This window comes from Duganella rivi, assembly GCF_009857435.1.
GTDB lineage: Bacteria > Pseudomonadota > Gammaproteobacteria > Burkholderiales > Burkholderiaceae_D > Rugamonas > Rugamonas rivi.
In genome coordinates, this window is record NZ_WWCK01000001.1 from 529660 (window position 1) to 549554 (window position 19895).

Below are 19895 nucleotides of genomic sequence, written 5' to 3' on the forward strand. Positions count from 1 at the left end.
TCTCCAAACAGTATTAACCTTTCTTGCAAGGTTGCTTGTGGATTCCACGTAGCCTTGCACTTCGGAACAAGGAAATGCTTTAACGTCACAAACACAGCGCTGAAAATTTGGCTTATGATGTCAGTTATTGGTGCATCGCACCAAGCTCAACAATCGGGACTGCCCTATGCTCTACCAACTCCATGAAATGCAGCGTTCGCTGCTGACGCCCTTGATGCAGTGGGCGGACGCCTCCTCCAAGCTGTTCACCAATCCGATATCGCCGTTTGCACATACACCGTTTTCCCAACGTATCGCTGCAGGCTACGAGCTGATGTACCGCTTGGGCAAAGACTATGAAAAACCGGCGTTTGAAATCGACAGCACCGAAATCAAAGGCGAGACGGTAGGCATCATCGAGCACGTGGCAGTGAACAAACCCTTCTGCCGCCTGATCCACTTTAAAAAAGACCTGGACGATAAAAAGTTCAAGGCACTGAAACAGCCGACCGTGCTGCTGGTGGCGCCGTTGTCCGGCCACCATTCGACCCTGCTGCGCGACACCGTGCGCGGCCTGATCGTCGAGCACGACGTGTACATCACCGACTGGACAGATGCGCGCATGGTGCCGATGTCGGAAGGCCCGTTCCATCTGGACGACTACATCTTCTACGTGCAGGACTTCATCCGCCTGCTCGGCCCGGACGTGCACGTGATTTCCGTGTGCCAGCCGACCGTGCCGGTGCTGGCCGCGATTTCGCTGATGGCCTCGGACAACGATCCCAAGCTGCCGAAAACCATGACCATGATGGGCGGCCCGATCGACCCGCGCCGCTCGCCGACCGCCGTCAACAACCTGGCCACCGAAAAGAAGTTCTCGTGGTTTGAAAACACCGTGATCTACTCGGTGCCGCCGAACTATCCGGGCTTTGGCCGCAAAGTCTATCCGGGCTTCCTGCAGCACGCCGGCTTCATCGCCATGAACCCGGGCCGCCACGCGCAGAGCCACCGCGACTTCTACAATCACCTGGTGGAAGGCGACGAGGAAACCGCGGAATCGCACCGCAAGTTCTACGACGAATACAACGCCGTGCTGGACATGCCGGCCGAGTACTACCTCGACACCATCAAGACCGTATTCCAGGACTTCGCGCTGCCGAAAGGCGAATGGCTGGTAGGCGGCAAGCTGGTAAAGCCGTCCGACATCAAGAGCGTGGCGCTGTTCACTGTCGAAGGCGAGCTCGATGACATCTCCGGCGCCGGCCAGACGCAAGCCGCGCACGACCTGTGCAGCGGCATCCCGGCCGACATGCAGCAAGACTTTGTGGCGCCGGGCGCCGGCCACTACGGCATCTTCTCGGGCCGCCGCTGGCGCGAGATGGTGTGCCCGAAAATCACCGAGTTCATCAAGAAACACGGTTGATAGCAAGGATATACGCCCCGTCTGACGGGGCGTTTTACTATAATGGCGCTTTATCGCCATCCGCCAAGCCGTGTCCAATCCCAAGTCCCTCGCCGACCGCATCGAAGACGTCCTGCCGCAAACGCAATGCACCAAGTGCGGCTTTGACGGCTGCCGTCCGTATGCCGAGGCGATAGCGGCCGGCGCAGCCAACATCAACCAATGCCCGCCGGGCGGCGCAGAAGGCATCCAGAGGCTGTCATCGGTCACTGGTCACAAGGTTATCCCGCTGAACCCCGTGAACGGCCTGGAGCGCCCGCGCGCCGTCGCCTACATCGATGAGTCACTGTGCATCGGTTGCACGCTGTGCATCCAGGCTTGCCCGGTCGACGCGATAGTCGGCGCGGCCAAATTGATGCACACCGTCGTGCCGTCGCTGTGCACCGGCTGCGACTTGTGCGTGGCCCCCTGCCCGGTCGATTGCATCGTCATGTACCCGGTCACCGAGACCACCGGCTGGGACGCGTGGACACAGGCGGATGCCGACGCCGCGCGCGAACGCCACGACTTCCGCATCATGCGCCTCAAGCGCGAGAAACAGGAAAACGACGCGCGCCTGGCCGCCAAGGCCGAAGCCAAAATGGCCGCCGTGCAGGCGCTCGATCCGGCCGACGAAGCGGCAGCAGCAGAGAAAGAACGCAAGCGCGCCATCATCGCGGCGGCGATGGAGCGCGCACGTCTGAAAAAAGAACAAGACGCACAATGAATCCAGCCAAACGCCAAGAAATGTTCGAGCGCTTCCGCGCCGCCAATCCAAAACCAGTTACTGAGCTTGAATACACGACGCCATTTGAACTGCTGATCGCGGTGCTGCTGTCGGCGCAAGCGACCGACGTTGGCGTCAACAAAGCCACGCGCAAGCTGTACCCGGTGGCGAACACGCCGCAGGCGATATTGGATCTGGGAGAGGAAGAGTTAAAGACCTACATCCAGACCATCGGCCTGTATAAAACCAAGGCCAAGAACGTGATCGCCACCTGCCGGATGCTGATTGAACTGCACGGCGGCGAAGTGCCGGAAGATAGGGAAGCGCTGGAGGCGTTGCCAGGCGTCGGCCGCAAGACCGCCAACGTGGTGCTGAACACGGCGTTTGGACATCCGACCATGGCAGTGGACACGCACATCTTCCGCGTCTCCAACCGCACAGGTTTAGCGCCGGGGAAGAACGTCGACATCGTCGAACAGAAGCTGCTGAAATTCGTGCCCAAAGAATTTTTGCTGGACGCCCACCACTGGCTGATCCTGCACGGCCGTTACACCTGCAAAGCCCGCAAACCCGAATGCTGGAACTGCATGCAAATCGACCTGTGCGACTTTCGGGGTAAAACGCCAGCCCCTGAGAGCGCCTAACGAGCGCATGCTTTCACCCCAAAGCGCGGATCAGCCGCGGGGTCTGACCCCGTACGGGGTCAGACCCCTGTGTGGCCCTGCGGGGTTTTACAGCAGCACCAGGTTATCGCGATGAATCAGTTCCTTGCCTTCGACGAAACCAAGGATAGATTCGATCTCGCTTGACGGCTTGCGCATGATGCGGCGGGTTTCGGCGCTGGTGTAGTTCGACAGGCCGCGCGCTACCGGCACGCCATCCGCATTGACGCAGGTGATGACTGCACCGCGTCCAAACTCACCCCTTACATCGGTGACGCCAATCGGCAGCAGCGACTTGCCATCGCCCGTCAGCTTCTGCACCGCGCCCGCATCCAGCACCACCTGCCCTGCCGTGTGCAAATGATCCGCCATCCACTGCTTGCGCGCCGTCAGATGGCCGGTCTGCGCCGCCAGCTCAGTGCCGATCAACTCACCTCCGGCAAGGCGCGCCAGCACCTCATTCTCGCGGCCATACGCAATCACCGTATGCGCGCCCGACTTGGCCGCGCGCTTGGCCGCCAGAATCTTGGTCAGCATGCCGCCGCGCCCCAGGCTCGAACCCGCACCGCCAGCCATCGCCTCCAGCGCAGGATCGCCGGCGCGGCCATGCTGGATCAGCACCGCCGAAGGATCCTTGCGCGGGTCTGCACTAAACAAGCCTTGCTGGTCGGTGAGAATAATCAGCGCATCGGCTTCGATCAAATTGGCCACCAAAGCGCCCAGCGTATCGTTGTCGCCGAATTTGATTTCATCGGTGACCACCGTGTCGTTCTCATTAATGATCGGCACCACGCCCAGGCGCAGCAAGGTCGTCAGCGTCGAACGCGCATTCAGATAGCGCTCGCGATCGGCCAGGTCGGCGTGCGTGAGCAGCACTTGCGCCGTGCCCAATTGATGCGCGCGGAAGCTGGTTTCGTAAATCTGCGCGAGGCCCATCTGGCCGACGGCGGCGCAGGCTTGCAGTTCGTGGATATCGGTGGGACGCGCCTCAAAACCAAGGCGCAGCATGCCCTCGGCAATCGCGCCGGACGACACCAGCACCACCTCTTTGCCCAATGCGCGCAAGCCCGCAATCTGCGCGGCCCAGCGCGCGATCGCAGCGTGATCGAGTCCGCGTCCATCATTGGTGACCAGCGACGATCCAACCTTGATGATGATGCGGGTAGCTTTTTGTATGACAGAATTCATGGAGGCGACAATCTCAAAACAAGCGTAAAAAAATGTGCTGTATTTTGGCAGGCGGTTTGCCCTGCTTTGCCGCGGACAGTCGCCGCGCCCGTGATGCGGGAGCGGCGCCGAATGGGAAAGGCATAATCAGCTGATAACTGATTATGCCGGTGATGCAGTGTTTTAGTCGAGGATTTTGAAACGCGGATCGTCTGGGTCGATCGACGAAATGCCGCGCGCATCTTCCGCCATCTGGGTTTCTTCCGCGCGCTGTTCGACGCGGCGGGTTTCTTCCAGGTGCTTCTGGATCGCGTTGACCAGTTCCTGCGTGCCTTCGTGGCTCAGCGCGGAGATCTCGAACACCGGGCCCTTGAAGCCGAACTTCTTGATGAAGTCCTTGACCTTCTTGGCGCGTTCCTCTTCCGGCACCATGTCGAGCTTATTCAGCACCAGCCAGCGTGGCTTGTCGACCAGTTCTTCGTCGTACTTCTTCAGTTCATTGACCAGCGCCTTGGCTTCCTTCACCGGATCGACAGTCGCCTCAAACGGCGCCAGATCAACGATGTGCAGCAGCAGGCCGGTACGCGACAGGTGGCGCAGGAATTGGTGGCCCAGGCCTGCACCTTCAGCAGCGCCTTCGATCAAGCCAGGAATGTCGGCGATCACGAAGCTCTTTTCGTGCGACACGCGCACCACGCCCAGGTTCGGGTGCAGGGTCGTGAACGGATAATCGGCAATCTTCGGACGCGCGTTCGACACGGCGGTAATGAAGGTCGACTTGCCGGCGTTCGGCATGCCCAGCAGGCCCACGTCGGCCAGTACTTTCAGCTCCAGGCGCAGGGTGCGGTGTTCGCCTTCCTTGCCCGGCGTTTTCTGGCGCGGCGCTCGGTTGGTCGAGGTCTTGAAGTGGATGTTGCCCCAGCCGCCTTCGCCGCCCTTGGCCAGCAGTTCCAGTTGGCCGTGCTCGCTCAAGTCGGCCAGAATTTCGCCGGTGACGTCGTCGATGATCAGGGTGCCCAGCGGCATGCGCAGGTGCACGTCATCGGCGCCACGGCCATAGCAGTCGGCGCCACGGCCGGCTTCGCCGTTGCCGGCGCGGTGCACCTTGGAGAAGCGGAAATCGACCAAGGTATTGATGTTACGGTCCGCTACGGCCCAGATCGAGCCACCCTTGCCGCCGTCGCCGCCGTCAGGGCCGCCAAACGGGCGGAATTTTTCACGGCAAAACGACGAGCAGCCATTGCCGCCGTCACCACCGATCACTTCAATTTTTGCTTCGTCGATAAACTTCATGATGTACCGCCATAAAACTAAAAGGCTCTACCTAGGGGGCAGAGCCTTTCGATTGAAGGCTTGCGCCTTACAAGCGGCCCGCACAGCGGGCCGGAGCGTAAATTACGCTGCTACTACGGTGACGAACTGCTTCGAGCCTTCACCTTTTTTAACGAACTTAACCACGCCGTCCACCAGAGCGAACAGGGTGTGGTCTTTGCCGGTGCCTACACCTTCGCCGGCGCGCACTGGAGTGCCGCGTTGACGAATGATGATGCCGCCTGCATTGATCGTTTGGCCGCCGTAAACCTTAACGCCCAGGCGTTTTGATTCTGAGTCACGACCATTTCGCGTAGTGCCGCCGCCTTTTTTGTGTGCCATGCTAAAGCTCCTTGAATACTAGGATTGTGCCGACCGGGGATTAGCCGTTGATCGATACGATTTGGATTTCGGTGTAATTTTGGCGATGGCCTTGACGCTTCTGGTAGTGCTTACGACGACGCATCTTGAAAATTCGCACTTTATCGTGACGACCTTGTGCCACAACAGTAACCAGAACCTTAGCACCTTCAACCAGTGGAGCGCCGAACTTGATGCTCTCGCCTTCGCCGATGGCGAGGACCTGATCGATAGTGAGTTCGGAACCAATGTCTGCCGGTATCTGTTCTATTTTGAGTTTTTCACCTGCGGCAACTTTGTATTGTTTGCCACCGGTTTTTATGACCGCGTACATGATTTGAAACCTCTTCAAATGTTAAGAAAATTCCCCGTAAAAGAGGGGAACCGCAGATTATACACAGGATACGAATTTGCGTCAAAAACTATTCACAAACGGCGGAGGGCGTGGTATGTCAAACAATTTTGCCAGCAAAAGGGGGCATCGCCCCTTAGAACGGGGCCTTGTCGTATAATCCCGGCACCAATAGTCTAACTGCACAGGTTTGTCTTGTCTGCCGCCAACCAAAACACCATCATCCAAACCATTGCCGCCGACATGGACGCGGTCAATTCGGTGATCCGCCAACGCCTGCATTCCGAGGTGCCTCTCGTCAATCAGATTGCCGAATACATCATCAGTGCGGGCGGCAAACGCATCCGCCCGGTGCTGGTATTGCTGGTAGCGAACGCTTACTCCTATAAAGGCACGGCCCACCACGAGCTGGCGGCCGTGGTGGAATTCATCCACACCGCGACCCTGCTGCACGATGACGTGGTCGACGAATCGTCGCTGCGCCGCGGCCGCGCCACCGCCAATGCGCTGTTCGGTAACGCGGCGTCGGTGCTGGTGGGTGACTTCCTGTATTCGCGCGCGTTCCAGATGATGGTTGGCCTGAACAATATGCGCGTGATGCAAATCCTGTCGGACGCCACCAACGTGATCGCCGAAGGCGAAGTGCTGCAGCTGCTGAACATGCACGACCCGGACGTGACGCAAGAGCGCTACCTGCAAGTGATCCGTTCCAAAACCGCCAAGCTGTTTGAAGCAGCGGCTGAACTGGGCGCACTGGTGGCCGGCGCCAACGACGCACAGATTGCCGCCGCCGGCGAATACGGCCGCTCGCTGGGCACCGCGTTCCAGCTGATCGACGATGTGCTCGATTACGCCGGCGACGCCAGCGAAATCGGCAAAAACGTCGGCGACGACCTGCGCGAAGGCAAACCTACCCTGCCGCTGATCTACCTGATGGAAAACGGCACGCCGGAACAGCGCGAGCTGGTACGTTCGTGCATCGAAAACGGCGACGAGCAGCACTTCGACACCATCCTGGCTGCCATCACCAGCAGCGGTGCGCTCGACTACACGCGCGAGCAAGCGGTGATCGCCGCCAAGCGCGCCGCCGAAGCGATTGCCGATTTGCCGGACAGCGTCTACAAAGAGTCGCTGCTCCAGTTGGCGCACTTCTCAGTGCACCGCAATCACTAAAATCAACGGCGCCACTGGCGCCGTTGTTCATTGCCCACTTCGAAACAACGATTCACTCAGAACTCAACCAGAATTGAGAGACGAGTTGCATGCTTAATGTGCTCGATGGATTTGCGCACACGTTCAAAATCAGCCTGCCCGCCGTACAGCTTACTCATTACTTTGATTTTGGCTTGAATCGACGAATCGACTATCCGCCTAACATCATTTGAAAAATCCAGCGACAGTTCATGCTTGGTTACGTTATTGTTGCCAACCGCGCGTAGATTGTAGATACCGGTGAACAAGGAATCGCCATGTAGGCCATATTGATCTAGCAGTTTTGCTGCCAAGCCTAAATCCGCAGCACCGCCGCCTGCTTCCGTGGCCACGCGCGTAATCGACTTGCTTGAGTCGTTCGAGCTATTGGAGGCTGCCGATTTGAATTCGGCGTCGCCACTGGCGACCGGAGCGTTAACACCTAATGTCGCGCTAGTACTCGACTTATCATCGGCCTCGATATCGACTTCTTCAATATTGGTGACGGCGACTTTTTTAGCGCCCAGCGCAATACAAAGCTGCACGAAAAGACCGTATTTTCGGTGGACCAGCTCCTTCGCAAACGTATCGACGGGCACGAAGTGGTCGGTATAGCCCGGCTTGACGACAATGCTGCCAGGGCGAATTGCCGAGGCGTCAATAATGCGCGTTAGTGCCAGCATGTCATCGTTAGAACTCAGTGGCAGCGATATCACCTTGGTATCCATGCCGGGATTGGTGAACTCGGCAAGATCGGTTCTGGATGCCTGCCCTACATCCTCAAGAAAACGCTGATCGACGATAATGACTTTGCTGACGTATGGCTCGATCAATTTGTACTCCGTTAAACGTGACGCTTCATCTTTTTTGAAAGAGCAGCGCAAAAAAAATCAAAGGCCGAGGCCAGTTCAATAACCGCCCCAAGTGCGGGAACTGTTTGCCTGTCTCGATACTGAGCTCGCGCCCCATGAACGCCGGAATCGCTCGCAACGAAGCTATTGCAGAATGGCGCCCGCCACTGTAAAGGCTAAACAGCATCAGCACAGGAGAAACCCGTCCATCCGCGTCTTTCGTAACAGGGCGCACCACCACCACGCAGGAACCATCCAATGTTGCGCGACACTCGAATTCCGTCGTAGAAATAGGAAGGAGCCGCCCCGTTGATAGCACCTCGTCAATGACATGGCGGATCCCGCGCAAACGCCCATCTGTAGATTCTAGTTTGTCGTGGCGATGCCCACCATCCTGCGTGCACCAATACTCCACGTCGCCGCTGTTATCCAGCGCCTGACCGTACAAATAGATACTGCGGGACAGATCAAGCTGCATAGTCTTTCAGGATGCTCTCCAACAAACGCTGGAAGCTGCTCCTGTCAATCAGGTTCGCCGTGTACACGTAGCCTTTAACGCCCTCCATCGACTCAAACACACGCCGGAACTCCTCATCATCTTGCAGATGATTATTCACCTCAGCAGTGCTGATATCTTTTAAGAACGACTCATCCACGTGCGACGCGATGATGTTAAGGCGCTTGCTAGAGGTACTGGAGTTCGCCAACGCCTCAACGGTTTTACTCAGGTCATGCCTCACCCCCGCCATATATTCGCGTTCGTTTTTGCGGGCAAGGTTGACTAGGTAAAAAATGTGCTGGTGGGACTGCACCATTTCAAGCCAGTCAGAGAGGCGGTCGCGCGTGCCAGGCATATCGGTAATCGATTCGATCCGATACGAGCGGCCATCTATTTCCACTTTTGGAATGGAAGAATAAACGGTCTTCGCAGTCGTTGCCTCCTTTTGCCCCGACGGCTCCCTGTTAAGCAATTGGTTGATAAATGTAGTCTTGCCAGAATTTGGCAGGCCCCATATCGCAAACTTCCCTACCGATGTAGGAGCGAGGTCCTTTACTACTGGTGGCGGCGATTTGAGTTTTTTGTAGATGGTGTACGCAGTTCCTCCTGCGATTCCTAAAATAATAAATGGCAACATGTGCAATCTCGTCGGAAGATAAAAGCGGGTATGTATCGGCCCTGCGACCACCCGCTAAAGTAACATATTGCCCTTTAGAAAATATTCACACATTCTCACTAAATAAGGTGCTAAAGGATTTCCTGCACAAGCTCCGAGGGACGGCAAAGGCGCACGCCTTTGGCCGTCACGACCAGCGGACGCTCGATCAGGATGGGATGCGCCATCATGGCATCCAGCAGCGCCTCGTCCGACAGCGACGTATCGGCCAAATTCAATTCCACATACAGATCGCCCTTGTTGCGCATGGCCTGACGCACCGTCAGGCCGGCTTTGGCGATCATGTCTTTCAACGCCGCGCGCGATGGCGGGTTCTTGACATAGTCGATGATCTCCGGCTCCACGCCGGTGGCGCGGATAGCTTCCAGCGTTTTGCGCGAAGTGCCGCAAGCGGTGTTGTGATAAATCGTGATGCTCATGGTGCTGCCCTTGTACTGAATTCCAAAGGCAGCATTATGGCTTAAAACTTGGTCGCGAGGCTCACACCAATACTGCGCGGCGCAAGGCGATAGCCCTGCACGATGGACGCCACTTGCGGGTGCTGGATGATGGTGTCGGTATCGAACGCGTTCTTCACAAACACCGTGAAGGCGTAGCTGCCAAAGGTCATGCCGCCACTGAAGTCGGTGGTGTGATAGGACGGACGATCATGGTCGGTCTGCTCAGGATCGAGCGAGCCTTTGCTGGAGCCTACCCACTGCATGCCCGCCATCACAAACGCCGGACGCTCCCATGCCGAGAAGTTGTAGGTCGCGTTGACCGCCGCGTTATATTTCGGTACGCCCTGAATCCGCGCACCGGCCACCGCGCCGACCACGCCGTTTTCGATGCCGACATCGTTGGACAGCTCGGCCTTCACATAGCCGCCCGATGCGCTCAGCGTGAGGCCCGGCAGCGGCTTGGCCTTGATGTCGAACTCAAAGCCTTTGGTAGTAGCGTCGCCCGCATTGGCGTTGTAGGTGTACGCGCAAGTCGGCAGGTAGACGCCCTGCTGGATGTTCTTCCACTTCACGTAGAACACGTCCGCATTCAAGGTCACGCGGTTGTTGAGGAAGCGCGATTTGCTGCCCACTTCGTAACTCCACAAGCTGTCCGGCGAATACGACGGCGGGCCTTTCTCGATGCCGTTCGCTTCCAGATCGGGGCCGCAAGTCGTCGGCGGCACGTAGATGTTGGCGCCGCCGAGGCGGAAGCCTTTGGCCACGCTGGTGTACACGGTGTTGGCCGGGTTCACTTCCCACGTCAGCGCATACTTCGGCGTGAAAGCGCTGGACGAAGTCTCGGCGCTGCTGTTGTTGCCCGCGCCGGCGAGGTAGTTGCCGTTGCGCTGCTCCAGCGTGGTATTCGCTTTCAGGTAGCGCGCGCCGACGGTGGCGTGCACGGTCGGCGAGAAGTAGTAGTTCAACTCACCGAAAATCGATGCCTGCTTCTCGCGATAATGGAAAGCGCCGGCAAACGAGTTATCGTTCGGGAATTGGCCGGGACGCGCATCCGGCAGCAAATCAGGATCGGCGATATCGAAGCCGAACTGCTTGAACAAATCGGTCACGCCGAATATAGGATCATTCTCGATCACGTTGGTGTGCTGGCGCGAGAAGTAAGTACCGGCCAGCCAAGTCCACGGCGACACCTTCTCATCATACGGATGCGAAGCAAGGCGGAACTCCTGCGACACCTGGCGCACCTGATTATTCAAGTAGACCGCCGACGGCAAGCCGGCAATCGCTTCGATCAGTTCCGGCGGCGCTTTGCCGCCATCTTCGGTCGACGTGAGGAAGGTCGACAGCGAATAGCTGTTGTAGGCCGAGCCATTTTGCGTGCGGTCGAACTTGCGCTGGAAGTAGCTGGTGGCCGAGGTCAAATCAAACGGGCCGAGATCCCAGTTGACGGTCACGCTAGGCGCCAGCAGCTTATCGATCGACGGCTCGCGCACTTGCTTCTGCGCTTGATACAGCGGCAGCTCCAGATTGAAGGCCGCGATATCCTTGGCGTCGATGCGCTGGTAGTAGACCGACGGCGTCACCGTCACCGAGCGCGTTGGCCGCCACTTCAGCGAAGCGCGGAATTCCTGATCGTTGATCTTGTTGATGTTGTTGGCGATGACCTTGCCGTCGCCATCCACCTGGTTGATGTAGCCGCCCGTGTGCTGCGCCTGCACGCCGATGCGCAGCGCCAGTTCTTCAGGAATCAGCGGGAAATTGGCCACCACGTTGGCCGCATAGTTTGCGCTGCCGCCCTTGGTGCTGGAGCCTTCCGTGTACGTGGTGAATTCGCGCTCCTTCAAATCCGGCTCGTTCGGCACGAACTTGATGGTGCCGCCCATCGAGCTAGCGCCGTACAAGGTTGCTTGCGGGCCGCGCAGCACTTCCACCCGGTCGATATCGAAGAAGCGCGGCTCGATATTGCCCATGGTGTAGACGTTGCCGACCGTGACCGGCGTATCGCCAAGATAGATGCCGACCGTGGCCGCACCTGCCGTCGAGCTGATACCGCGGATCTCGATGTTGGAGGTGCCCGGCCCGGCGCCGCCATTACCGCTGGCCGCCGTGAAGGAGATATTCGGCACCACCCGCGTTAAATCGGTGATGTCGCGCACATGCTCCGCCTGCAGCTGGGAGCCTGTCACGGCGCTGATACTCATCGCCACCTTGGCCGGATCTTCCTTGCGCTTTTGCGCAGTGACCTTCACGACTTCGATTTCATCCGACTGCTGCTGTGCCCACGATGGGGCGCTGAATGCTGCAAGGACGGCGGTGGCGATGAGTTTGCGTCGAATATCCATGTGCGGTCTTCTCCTTGGCGCCCCAAAATGATGCATTTTGGGTTAGTTGCTTATATTAACCATATTAATGTTTTAACAAAGCAAGAAGTTTGCCAAGGCGTTGGTATCCGTCCACAGCTACTTGGTGACGCGCTTGCGCTCACCGCCAACCGGCTGCGGATGGTAAAGCGGCAGCTTATGCCGCTCCCGGTAGGCTTGAACCGCCAACAAGTAGCGATAGTAGGCCTGGGCGACAGGATCATCCGGCACCACGGCATCCGATTTGTTTTCCATTGCAGACTCCGCTATAAATTTTATAGCAGTTTAGCGCAGCATCTACCGGATCGCAATTTGTTTTATTAACTGAGTTTAGTAGCTTGTATGAGGCACTTCGACAGTTTGTCGAAGTGCAGCAAGGCGGCCTGGGTGAGTTCAATCTGCTTGCGGCGCGTGTCCTCGGTATCGGACAACATGATCCAGCCTTTTTCACGCATGGATATCAAGCGGGTATGCAGCGTGGCCGGAGAACCTAAATCCTTCTTTGCCATCATGTCGCGGACTGACAAGCGCTCCTCCGCCTGCCCCGCGCGCGCGACGATAGCGAGGATGCGTTCTTCCAGCGGATCGAGCGCCGGCAGCGACGGCAAGCCGCGCAGCGCTTCGGCCAATTGCAGGAAGCGCATGTAGATGTCGGCAGGTCGTTTAGGGGTACTCATGCTATAAATTTTAGCACAAGCTTGGCGCTGTACAGCACAATCAGCGTGCCGATCAAATCACCGGCAAACATCACCGCGAAACTTCCAGGGTCGCCATGCACGGCAAACCACAGGTGATGCAGCAGCGGGCTGGCGAGCGAGCAGCCTACCGCGCAAATCAGCAATCGCCCGGGGGTGAGATTGGTGAGCGAATCACGCAGGCCCAGGTACTTTTGCGCGACCAGGTAAATGACGTAGGGGCCGATGGCGCCGGCGATGGCGCCGCTAGTCGCGCGCAGCGCGTCGCCGGGAAAATAGTAGAAATAGCAGGCCAGCCAGCCGGCGATCAGCAAGCCCACCGCACCGGCGCGGCCGAACAGCAAGGTACACAACAGCCGCGTGCCGGCCGGCAGATACACCCAACCTATCCCTTGCAGGAATTCGGCGCGCTGGAAAAACAATTCATTCACCAGCATTGCCAGGCCGTGTATCAGGATCGTCGCCAGCACAAGATACAGGTTCATGCGGAAGGGGGAAATCGGTGTATTCATGGATTACAGGCCGTAGTCGACATCCCTCGGTGCGATGCCTTCATCGGCGCTGGCAACGAAAGCCTGCGCCTTGCTATCCTGCTTGTAGACCACGCCCTCTTTCATCACGAAGCTGACCTTGGTCATCAGGTTGATGTCGGCCAGCGGATTGCCCGGCACCGCCACCAGGTCGGCGAACTTGCCGGCGCTGATGCTGCCCAAATCCTTCTCTTGCTTGAGCAGCGCGGCGGCCTGGGTGGTGGCGGCTTGAATCGCGGCCAGCGGCGGCATGCCCGCTTCCACCATGTAGCCGAATTCCTTGGCGTTGTCGCCGTGCGGATAAACGGCGGCGTCGGTACCGAAGGCGATCTTCACGCCGGCCTTGTAGGCGCGGCCGGCCGTGCCCTGGATCAGCGGGCCAATGGCGGCGGCCTTCGCTGCCACTTGCGGCGGGAAGTAGCCCGGCACCTTGGCTTTGCCCTCGACGTATTTGCCGGCGATGATGGTGGGGACGTAGAAGGTGCCGTGCTCCTTCATCAGCTTCATGTCCTCTTCGTTCATGTAGGTGCCGTGCTCGATCGAATCGACGCCGCCGATAACGGCGCGGCGGATCGCCTCGGCGCCGTGCGCGTGGGCGGCCACCGTCATTTCGTAATCGTGGGCGGCAGCGACGACGGCCTTGATTTCTTCGATGGTCATCTGCGCGTTGTCGGCGCTCTTGCTTTCATCGAGCACGCCGCCGGACGGCATGATCTTGATCAGGTCTGCGCCGTCCTTGTAGTGCTGGCGCACCGCCTTCCATGCATCGGCGGCGCTGTTGATGATGCCGTCCTTGGGGCCGTAGTCGGCCATCAAGTCGGCGCGGTAGCCGTCCGAATCGTCGGCGTGGCCGCCGGTGGAGCCGACTGCTTTACCGGCGCTGAAAATGCGCGGGCCGGGAATCACGCCGGCGTTGATGGCGTTGCGCAGCGAGATCGAGGTGTTATCACGGTCGCCCAAATTGCGCACCGTGGTGAAGCCGGCCATCAGCGTCACGCGCGCGTAGTTGGTCGAGCGGATGGCGTAGTCGGCGATATTCCAGCGGAACTGGTCGGAGTAGCCGGTGGGGCTGGTTTGACTGGTGAGGTGGGTGTGGCTGTCGATCAGGCCGGGCAAGCAGGTTTGGCCGGCGAGGTCGATGACGGTGGCGCCTGCAGGAGCCTGGCGTCCGGCGACCACCTGCGTGATGCGCTTGCCGTCGATGACCACCGTGGTCTCGCCCAGCAGCTTGCCGGCTTGCGTGTCGAGTAGCTGGCCGCACTGCACGGCAACGAGGGATGGCGCGGCGCTGGCGCAGGTGGCGAAGCAAGCGGCGGCAATGGTCATGCCAGTGTGAATACGCATCGAAACTCCTTGGGTAAAAGGTGAGCGCAAAGTTTATCCCAACGATGATTGATGTATGATGAAAAAGCTTTCATATAACAAAACAGATGGAGACCTCACCTTGAGCATTTCTGTATCTAATACTGCTGTTAGCGCTATCAATCAGCTGGCCGCCGCTGCCCTGCTATTGGCCTTAGGCGCTGACGCCAGCGCGGCCATCCGCGTCAACCAGCTTGGCTTTGAACCGCAATCCGAAAAGCTGGCCGTGGTGACCGACGGCGCGGCCAGCAGCTTCGACGTCGTAGCCGCCGACACCGGCAAGACTGTTTTCAGCGGCAAGCTCGGTGCACCGGCGTCGTGGAAGCCGTCGGCGGAAACGGTGCGAGTGGCGGACTTCTCTGCGCTGAAAACGCCCGGCGAATACCGCATCAAGATCGATGGCCAAGCCCAGTCCGACCGCTTCGTCATCCGCGCCGACGCCTATCGGGCCCTGAACGCGGCGGCCATCAAGTCCTACTACCTGAACCGCTCCGGCATCGCGCTGTTGCCGCAATATGCCGGCGTGTACGCGCGCCCTGCCGGTCACCCGGATGACAAGGTGCTGGTGCACGCGTCGGCGGTGTCGAAGCAGCGCGCCGAGGGCAGCGTGCTGTCCAGTCCCAAGGGCTGGTACGACGCCGGCGACTACAACAAATACATCGTCAACTCCGGCATCTCGACCTACACCCTGCTGGCGGCGTTCGAACACTTCCCGCAATACTTCGCCAAACAAAACCTCAGCATCCCGGAATCGGGCAACGGCCTGCCGGACATTCTCAACGAGGCGTTGTGGAACCTCGACTGGATGCTGACCATGCAAGACCCCAATGACGGCGGCGTGTATCACAAGCTGACCAACAAGTCGTTCGACGGCATGGTGATGCCCGACCAGGCACAGCAAGCGCCGCGCTACGTAGTGCAGAAAAGTACCGCGGCGACGCTCGACTTCGCGGCAACCATGGCCGCGGCCAGCCGCATCTTCAAGGCTTACGAACAGCAGCGTCCCGGCCTGTCGGCGCGCATGATGGCGGCGGCGGAAGCGGCATGGCAATGGGCGCAAGCCAATCCGGCGGTGGTGTTCCGCAATCCGTCCGATATCAAGACCGGCGAATATGGCGACGCCCACCTCGATGACGAATTTGCGTGGGCAGCGGCGGAGCTGTACATCGGCACCGGCAAGGACAGCTACTATCGCGCCATCAAGGCGGAGCAGCTGCCCGCCACCACGCCGGCATGGAGCGACGTCGGCGGCCTGGCGTGGATCTCGCTGGCGCAGCACCGCGCGCACCTGACGCCGGCGGCCGACCGCAAGCTGATCGAACGCCGCATCGACGGCCTGGCCGTCAACCTGGCTGCCAGCTGGCGCGACTCCGCCTACCGCGTGGCGATGCAAGACAAGGACTTCGTTTGGGGCAGCAATGCCGTGGTGCTGAACCAGGCCATGATGCTGTTGCAAGGCTATCGGCTGAACGGCAAAGCCGAGTACCTGCAGGCGGCGCAATCGGGGCTCGACTATGTGCTGGGCCGGAATGCCACCGGCTACTCCTTCGTCACCGGCTTTGGCGCGCGGCCGGCCATGCATCCGCATCACCGTCCATCGGAGGCGGACAAAGTGGCGGCGCCGGTGCCGGGCTTCCTGGTCGGCGGCCCGCAGGCCGGCCAGCAGGACAAGAAAGACTGCCCGGCGCCCTACCCGGCCAACCTGCCCGCGACTTCGTATCTCGATCACGTGTGCAGCTACGCCAGCAACGAAATCGCCATCAACTGGAACGCGCCGCTGGTGTATGTCTCGGCCGCGCTCGACCAACTCACCGCAGGAGCATCAATGGAACAAAAAGTAGAACTGTCCACGCTGATTCATCAGGAACAAGTGCTGCAATTCGATAGCTTCAACAACGACACCGCACTGGCGCTGGGCCTGAAGGTGATTGAACTGGCGCGCGCCGCCGGCAAGTCGGTGTCCGTCAACGTCACACAGGACGGCACCATGCTGTTCTACCACGGCATGCCCGGCACCAACGCCGACAACGCCAACTGGATCCGCCGCAAGAGCAACCTGGTCAACCGCACCGGCCACAGCTCGTTCTACACCCACACCGAGGTAAAGAACGCCGGCGGCGACTACGACGCGCTGCCGGGCCTGGACATGAAAGAGTTCGCGGCGCATGGCGGCTCCTTCCCGCTGGTCGTCAAAGGCAAGGGCCGCATCGGCACGCTGACCGTCAGCGGCCTGCCGGGCGCCGAGGATCACGCGATGGCGGTGGCCGCGCTGAAAGCCGTCCTGAACATCGACACCAAGCTCTGAGGATACCCATGAGCGGCATCATCCGCTGGGGCATCCTCGGCACGGCTGTGCTGTGCGGCGCTGGCGGAATCTAGGGCACCGACCCGTAGAATTTTTCGTCGTAGTGCTGGCGCTCAAACTCCTCTTTGACGAAGTCGATAAACGCCCGCGACTTGGCCGGCATCAGGTTGCGGGTGCTGTAGAAGAGAGACACCTTCCCGGCATCCACCCACCAGCCGGGTAATAGCCTGACCAGCGAGCCGTCCTGGAGCCCAGGCAGCGCGTCTGGCACGACCAGCAGGGCGACGCCCAGACCGAGCCTCGCGGCCTGGATCACGCCAACGGCATCGTTCACGATCAGCGACTCGCGTAGCTCAGCCACTGTCTCCTGATTTTTAGCATTGCGCATCGTCCACTGGCGAACTCGTCCCTGGTTGCTACTCCTGATCACAATGCCGTCGAGGGCAGCCAGTTCAGCCGGATGCCTGGGCATACCCTGCGCTTCCACGTAGCCGGGCGACGCGACGGCAACCAGGTGCGCCGGGGCCAGCGGAACTGCGACCAGGCCTTCACCGCGTCCTATGCCCCCGCCCACTGTGACATCAAACCCCTCGGCGACAATGTCCACCTGGCGATTTTCCAGGTGCCATTCCACGCGCAGGTTCGGATAGCGTTCCCGCATGGCCGGCAGCATGGGCATCAGGTAATTGAGGCCGAAGGCCGTGGGCGTGCTGATCTTGAGAAGCCCCGAAGGCCCCGCGTTCACGTTCCCCACCTGCGACAGTGCGGCCTGTAGAACATCCAGGCTGCTGCCCATGTTGGCCATCAACTGCTCCCCCGCCTCGGTCAAGCTGAGCTTGCGCGTGGTGCGATGGAACAGGCGCACCCCAAGGTTCCGCTCCAGCATGGCGACGTTCCGGCTGATAGCAGTGGGCGTCAGCCCGAGGCGCCGGGCGGCAGCCGAGAAGCTCCCCGCCTCCGCGCTGCGAATGAAAGACTCAAGGTTCGACAAGGTTTCCATGCGCTGATTTTACACGAACAGTGGAAAGTCTTACCAATCATTACCGACTAATCATGCGGCAATTAAAACGGCAAACTTACTCCATCAACTAACCCAACAAGGAGTAAATCATGAAATACGCAATCATCGGCTCGGGCGCAATCGGTACCGCCATCGCACGTCAATTCGCTCGCCAAGGGCTGGAAGTCCAGGTCGCCAACACCCGCGGCCCGGCCAGCCTGGCGGCACTGGCCAACGAGCTGGGCTCGGCCATTGTGCCCGCCGAGCTGAAAGAAGCCCTGGCCGCTGACATCGTCTTCCTGGCCGTGCCGTTCGACGCGGTAGCCGCAGCGCTGAAAGATGCCCCTGCCTGGAACAACCGCATCATCGTCGACACCACCAACGCCATCGACTTCAAGGACTTCTCGCCTGCCGACCTGGGTGGTCGTCCATCGTCCGATATCGTGGCCGAGGCTGCGCCGGGTGCACGCCTGGTCAAGTCCTTCAACACCATGTTCGCCAACGTACTGGCCCGCAAGCCCGACGACGCCAAGGGCCGGCGCGTGCTGTTCTTGTCGGGGAATGACAAGGACGCGAACAAAACGCTCGCTGACCTGATTGAGCGCTTCGGCTACGCCCCGATCGACTTGGGATCCATCGCTGCCGGCGGCCTGTTGCAGCAGTTCGGCGGCCCGCTGACCACCCACAGCCTGGTGCAGCAGCGCCAAGGCGGCGCCTCGCTGCCCGAAATGGATGTGATCGACGCTTAACCCCCATACCACGCCGAAGGAGAACCATCATGCCGTCACTATTCGATTCAATCCAGCTGGGCGCGATCTCTGCCCCCAACCGTGTACTGATGGCCGCACTCACGCGCGGCCGGAATTCACGAGACCACGTGCCCACCGAAATAATGGTGCCTTACTACCGTCAACGGGCGAGCGCTGGCCTCATCATCACCGAGGCGACCGGTATCAGTCGCCAAGGCCTGGGCTGGCCTTACGCGCCGGGCCTGTGGAGCGATGAGCAAGTGGCGGCATGGCAGCCCATCACCAAGGCCGTGCACGAAGCCGGCGGGCGCATCTTTACCCAGCTCTGGCACATGGGCCGGGTGGTTCACCCCTCCTTCCTGGGCGGTGCGCAACCAGTGTCCGCCTCGGCGACGACGGCTCCCGGGCTTGCACACACCTACGACGGCAAGGCGCCGTACACCGAGGCGCGTGCGTTGCGCACTGAAGAGATACCAGGCATCGTGGATGACTTCCGCCGCGCGGCCAGGAATGCCCGCGCCGCCGGTTTTGACGGCATCCAGCTGCACGCTGCAAACGGCTACCTGCTCGACCAGTTCATGCGGGATAACAGCAACCACCGCCATGACGCCTATGGTGGCAGCGTGGAGAACCGCATTCGCCTGCTCCGCGAGGTCACCGAGGCGGTCGCCGGCGAAATCGGCGCTGATCGCACCTCTGTGCGTCTTTCTCCGAACGGCGAGATTCAAGGCGTTGATGACAGTCAGCCGGAAGTCTTGTTCACCGCCGCCGCGAAAGCGCTGTCGGAGATCGGCATCGCCTTCCTCGAGATCCGCGAGCCCAGCGCACCTCGCAACGACAAGATGCACCCGACGATACTGCGACCACCCATCGCGCCGGTGATCCGCGACGTCTTTAGCGGCCCGCTGGTCTTGAATACCGGCTATGACGGCGTGTCCGGCCAGGCTGCCCTGGATTCCGGCTTGGCTGACGCGATCGCATACGGCCGGCCATTCCTGGCGAACCCGGACTTGCCGCACCGGCTAAAGGTCGGCGCGGCGCTGAATCAAGACGACGAGGCCACGTGGTATAGCCGCGGCGAGCAAGGCTATCTCGACTACCCATTTTCTATCGACGCGAAAACGCGCGGGTAGCGCAGGCGCGAAAATGCGCAAGGCCGAAAACAACGTTTCGGCCATGTTCTATTGTGGCGCTGTCGCCCGGCTGTGCGGGTGTTGATCCGGGCAAGGAAATCTGAT

General features: G+C 59.9%; 21 protein-coding genes. 7 read left to right on the forward strand and 14 right to left on the reverse strand.

Annotated features, from left to right (window positions below; genetic code table 11):
- Positions 1–166: 166 nt before the first annotated feature.
- The 3 genes from GTP45_RS02445 to nth are packed head-to-tail and all read left to right on the forward strand — an operon-like array spanning position 167 to position 2791.
- On the forward strand, positions 167–1402 hold the full coding sequence (locus GTP45_RS02445; RefSeq protein WP_161012277.1) for a polyhydroxyalkanoate depolymerase: 1236 nt from the start codon (positions 167–169) through the stop codon (positions 1400–1402).
- A gap of 58 nt (positions 1403–1460) precedes the next feature.
- Positions 1461–2147, forward strand: a complete 687-nt coding sequence (rsxB, locus tag GTP45_RS02450) for an electron transport complex subunit RsxB (RefSeq protein WP_161012698.1) — start codon at positions 1461–1463, stop codon at positions 2145–2147.
- The gene (nth, locus tag GTP45_RS02455) at positions 2144–2791 is read left to right on the forward strand and encodes an endonuclease III (protein ID WP_161012278.1); all 648 of its coding nucleotides are present in this window, start codon (positions 2144–2146) and stop codon (positions 2789–2791) included. Before rsxB ends, nth begins: the two co-directional genes overlap by 4 nt.
- Positions 2792–2878: 87 nt before the next feature.
- On the opposite strand, the gene proB is transcribed toward nth, so the two are convergent.
- From proB to rplU, 4 genes are all read right to left on the reverse strand, one after another.
- The gene (proB, locus tag GTP45_RS02460) at positions 2879–3997 is read right to left on the reverse strand and encodes a glutamate 5-kinase (RefSeq protein ID WP_161012279.1); all 1119 of its coding nucleotides are present in this window, start codon (positions 3995–3997) and stop codon (positions 2879–2881) included.
- Between the two features lie 162 nt (positions 3998–4159).
- Entirely contained in the window at positions 4160–5269 is a 1110-nt protein-coding gene (gene obgE, locus GTP45_RS02465; protein ID WP_161012280.1) for a GTPase ObgE, read from the reverse strand.
- Between the two features lie 102 nt (positions 5270–5371).
- Positions 5372–5629, reverse strand: a complete 258-nt coding sequence (rpmA, locus tag GTP45_RS02470; protein WP_072784890.1) for a 50S ribosomal protein L27 — start codon at positions 5627–5629, stop codon at positions 5372–5374.
- A 40-nt stretch (positions 5630–5669) separates the two neighbouring features.
- Positions 5670–5981 carry a 50S ribosomal protein L21 gene (rplU, locus tag GTP45_RS02475; RefSeq protein WP_161005360.1) on the reverse strand — a complete coding sequence of 104 codons (312 nt, stop codon included), beginning with the start codon at positions 5979–5981 and terminating at the stop codon, positions 5670–5672.
- A gap of 213 nt (positions 5982–6194) precedes the next feature.
- Between rplU and ispB the strand changes: the two genes are divergently transcribed.
- On the forward strand, positions 6195–7172 hold the full coding sequence (ispB, locus tag GTP45_RS02480; protein ID WP_161012281.1) for an octaprenyl diphosphate synthase: 978 nt from the start codon (positions 6195–6197) through the stop codon (positions 7170–7172).
- Positions 7173–7228: 56 nt separating this feature from the next.
- Here the strand turns inward: ispB and GTP45_RS02485 are convergent, their stop codons facing one another.
- The 9 genes from GTP45_RS02485 to GTP45_RS02525 form a co-directional block, all read right to left on the reverse strand.
- Positions 7229–8023, reverse strand: coding sequence for a hypothetical protein (locus tag GTP45_RS02485; RefSeq protein ID WP_161012282.1), 795 nt, complete (start codon positions 8021–8023; stop codon positions 7229–7231).
- 25 nt (positions 8024–8048) lie between these two features.
- Positions 8049–8519 carry a hypothetical protein gene (locus tag GTP45_RS02490; protein ID WP_161012283.1) on the reverse strand — a complete coding sequence of 157 codons (471 nt, stop codon included), beginning with the start codon at positions 8517–8519 and terminating at the stop codon, positions 8049–8051.
- On the reverse strand, positions 8509–9177 hold the full coding sequence (locus GTP45_RS02495) for a GTPase (RefSeq protein ID WP_161012284.1): 669 nt from the start codon (positions 9175–9177) through the stop codon (positions 8509–8511). Before GTP45_RS02495 ends, GTP45_RS02490 begins: the two co-directional genes overlap by 11 nt.
- A gap of 110 nt (positions 9178–9287) precedes the next feature.
- Positions 9288–9635, reverse strand: coding sequence for an arsenate reductase (glutaredoxin) (gene arsC, locus GTP45_RS02500; protein WP_161012285.1), 348 nt, complete (start codon positions 9633–9635; stop codon positions 9288–9290).
- A gap of 41 nt (positions 9636–9676) precedes the next feature.
- Entirely contained in the window at positions 9677–11998 is a 2322-nt protein-coding gene (locus GTP45_RS02505) for a TonB-dependent receptor (protein ID WP_161012286.1), read from the reverse strand.
- 117 nt (positions 11999–12115) lie between these two features.
- On the reverse strand, positions 12116–12271 hold the full coding sequence (locus GTP45_RS02510; RefSeq protein WP_161012287.1) for a hypothetical protein: 156 nt from the start codon (positions 12269–12271) through the stop codon (positions 12116–12118).
- A gap of 65 nt (positions 12272–12336) precedes the next feature.
- The gene (locus tag GTP45_RS02515; RefSeq protein ID WP_161012288.1) at positions 12337–12693 is read right to left on the reverse strand and encodes a winged helix-turn-helix domain-containing protein; all 357 of its coding nucleotides are present in this window, start codon (positions 12691–12693) and stop codon (positions 12337–12339) included.
- The gene (locus tag GTP45_RS02520) at positions 12690–13223 is read right to left on the reverse strand and encodes a hypothetical protein (RefSeq protein ID WP_161012289.1); all 534 of its coding nucleotides are present in this window, start codon (positions 13221–13223) and stop codon (positions 12690–12692) included. The genes GTP45_RS02515 and GTP45_RS02520 overlap by 4 nt, the downstream gene beginning before the upstream one ends.
- Before the next feature lie 3 nt (positions 13224–13226).
- Complete coding sequence (locus GTP45_RS02525) at positions 13227–14585, reverse strand: metal-dependent hydrolase family protein (RefSeq protein ID WP_161012290.1); 1359 nt, start codon at positions 14583–14585, stop codon at positions 13227–13229.
- Positions 14586–14685: 100 nt separating this feature from the next.
- Here GTP45_RS02525 and GTP45_RS02530 point away from each other — a divergent pair, with 100 nt between their 5' ends.
- Complete coding sequence (locus tag GTP45_RS02530) at positions 14686–16908, forward strand: heme-degrading domain-containing protein (protein ID WP_229258308.1); 2223 nt, start codon at positions 14686–14688, stop codon at positions 16906–16908.
- Positions 16909–16978: 70 nt separating this feature from the next.
- Here GTP45_RS02530 and GTP45_RS02535 read toward each other — a convergent pair whose 3' ends face one another.
- Positions 16979–17908, reverse strand: coding sequence for a LysR family transcriptional regulator (locus GTP45_RS02535; RefSeq protein WP_161012291.1), 930 nt, complete (start codon positions 17906–17908; stop codon positions 16979–16981).
- A gap of 110 nt (positions 17909–18018) precedes the next feature.
- Between GTP45_RS02535 and GTP45_RS02540 the strand changes: the two genes are divergently transcribed.
- Both GTP45_RS02540 and GTP45_RS02545 read left to right on the forward strand, forming a co-directional pair.
- A complete protein-coding gene (locus GTP45_RS02540) occupies positions 18019–18657 on the forward strand; it encodes an NADPH-dependent F420 reductase (protein WP_161012292.1) in 639 nt (212 codons plus the stop codon).
- Positions 18658–18686: 29 nt separating this feature from the next.
- On the forward strand, positions 18687–19790 hold the full coding sequence (locus tag GTP45_RS02545; protein ID WP_161012293.1) for an alkene reductase: 1104 nt from the start codon (positions 18687–18689) through the stop codon (positions 19788–19790).
- Positions 19791–19895 lie beyond the last annotated feature (105 nt).

Bases quoted from the DNA above. Each gene is read 5' to 3' on its own strand.
- arsC (WP_161012285.1), bottom strand. From the start codon at position 9,635: ATGAGCATCACGATTTATCACAACACCGCTTGCGGCACTTCGCGCAAA.
- GTP45_RS02505 (WP_161012286.1), bottom strand. From the start codon at position 11,998: ATGGATATTCGACGCAAACTCATCGCCACCGCCGTCCTTGCAGCATTC.
- rpmA (WP_072784890.1), bottom strand. From the start codon at position 5,629: ATGGCACACAAAAAAGGCGGCGGCACTACGCGAAATGGTCGTGACTCA.
- GTP45_RS02490 (WP_161012283.1), bottom strand. From the start codon at position 8,519: ATGCAGCTTGATCTGTCCCGCAGTATCTATTTGTACGGTCAGGCGCTG.
- GTP45_RS02510 (WP_161012287.1), bottom strand. From the start codon at position 12,271: ATGGAAAACAAATCGGATGCCGTGGTGCCGGATGATCCTGTCGCCCAG.
- obgE (WP_161012280.1), bottom strand. From the start codon at position 5,269: ATGAAGTTTATCGACGAAGCAAAAATTGAAGTGATCGGTGGTGACGGC.
- nth (WP_161012278.1), top strand. From the start codon at position 2,144: ATGAATCCAGCCAAACGCCAAGAAATGTTCGAGCGCTTCCGCGCCGCC.
- GTP45_RS02495 (WP_161012284.1), bottom strand. From the start codon at position 9,177: ATGTTGCCATTTATTATTTTAGGAATCGCAGGAGGAACTGCGTACACC.
- GTP45_RS02540 (WP_161012292.1), top strand. From the start codon at position 18,019: ATGAAATACGCAATCATCGGCTCGGGCGCAATCGGTACCGCCATCGCA.
- rplU (WP_161005360.1), bottom strand. From the start codon at position 5,981: ATGTACGCGGTCATAAAAACCGGTGGCAAACAATACAAAGTTGCCGCA.
- GTP45_RS02445 (WP_161012277.1), top strand. From the start codon at position 167: ATGCTCTACCAACTCCATGAAATGCAGCGTTCGCTGCTGACGCCCTTG.
- GTP45_RS02525 (WP_161012290.1), bottom strand. From the start codon at position 14,585: ATGCGTATTCACACTGGCATGACCATTGCCGCCGCTTGCTTCGCCACC.
- GTP45_RS02535 (WP_161012291.1), bottom strand. From the start codon at position 17,908: ATGGAAACCTTGTCGAACCTTGAGTCTTTCATTCGCAGCGCGGAGGCG.
- proB (WP_161012279.1), bottom strand. From the start codon at position 3,997: ATGAATTCTGTCATACAAAAAGCTACCCGCATCATCATCAAGGTTGGA.
- GTP45_RS02545 (WP_161012293.1), top strand. From the start codon at position 18,687: ATGCCGTCACTATTCGATTCAATCCAGCTGGGCGCGATCTCTGCCCCC.
- GTP45_RS02520 (WP_161012289.1), bottom strand. From the start codon at position 13,223: ATGAATACACCGATTTCCCCCTTCCGCATGAACCTGTATCTTGTGCTG.
- GTP45_RS02515 (WP_161012288.1), bottom strand. From the start codon at position 12,693: ATGAGTACCCCTAAACGACCTGCCGACATCTACATGCGCTTCCTGCAA.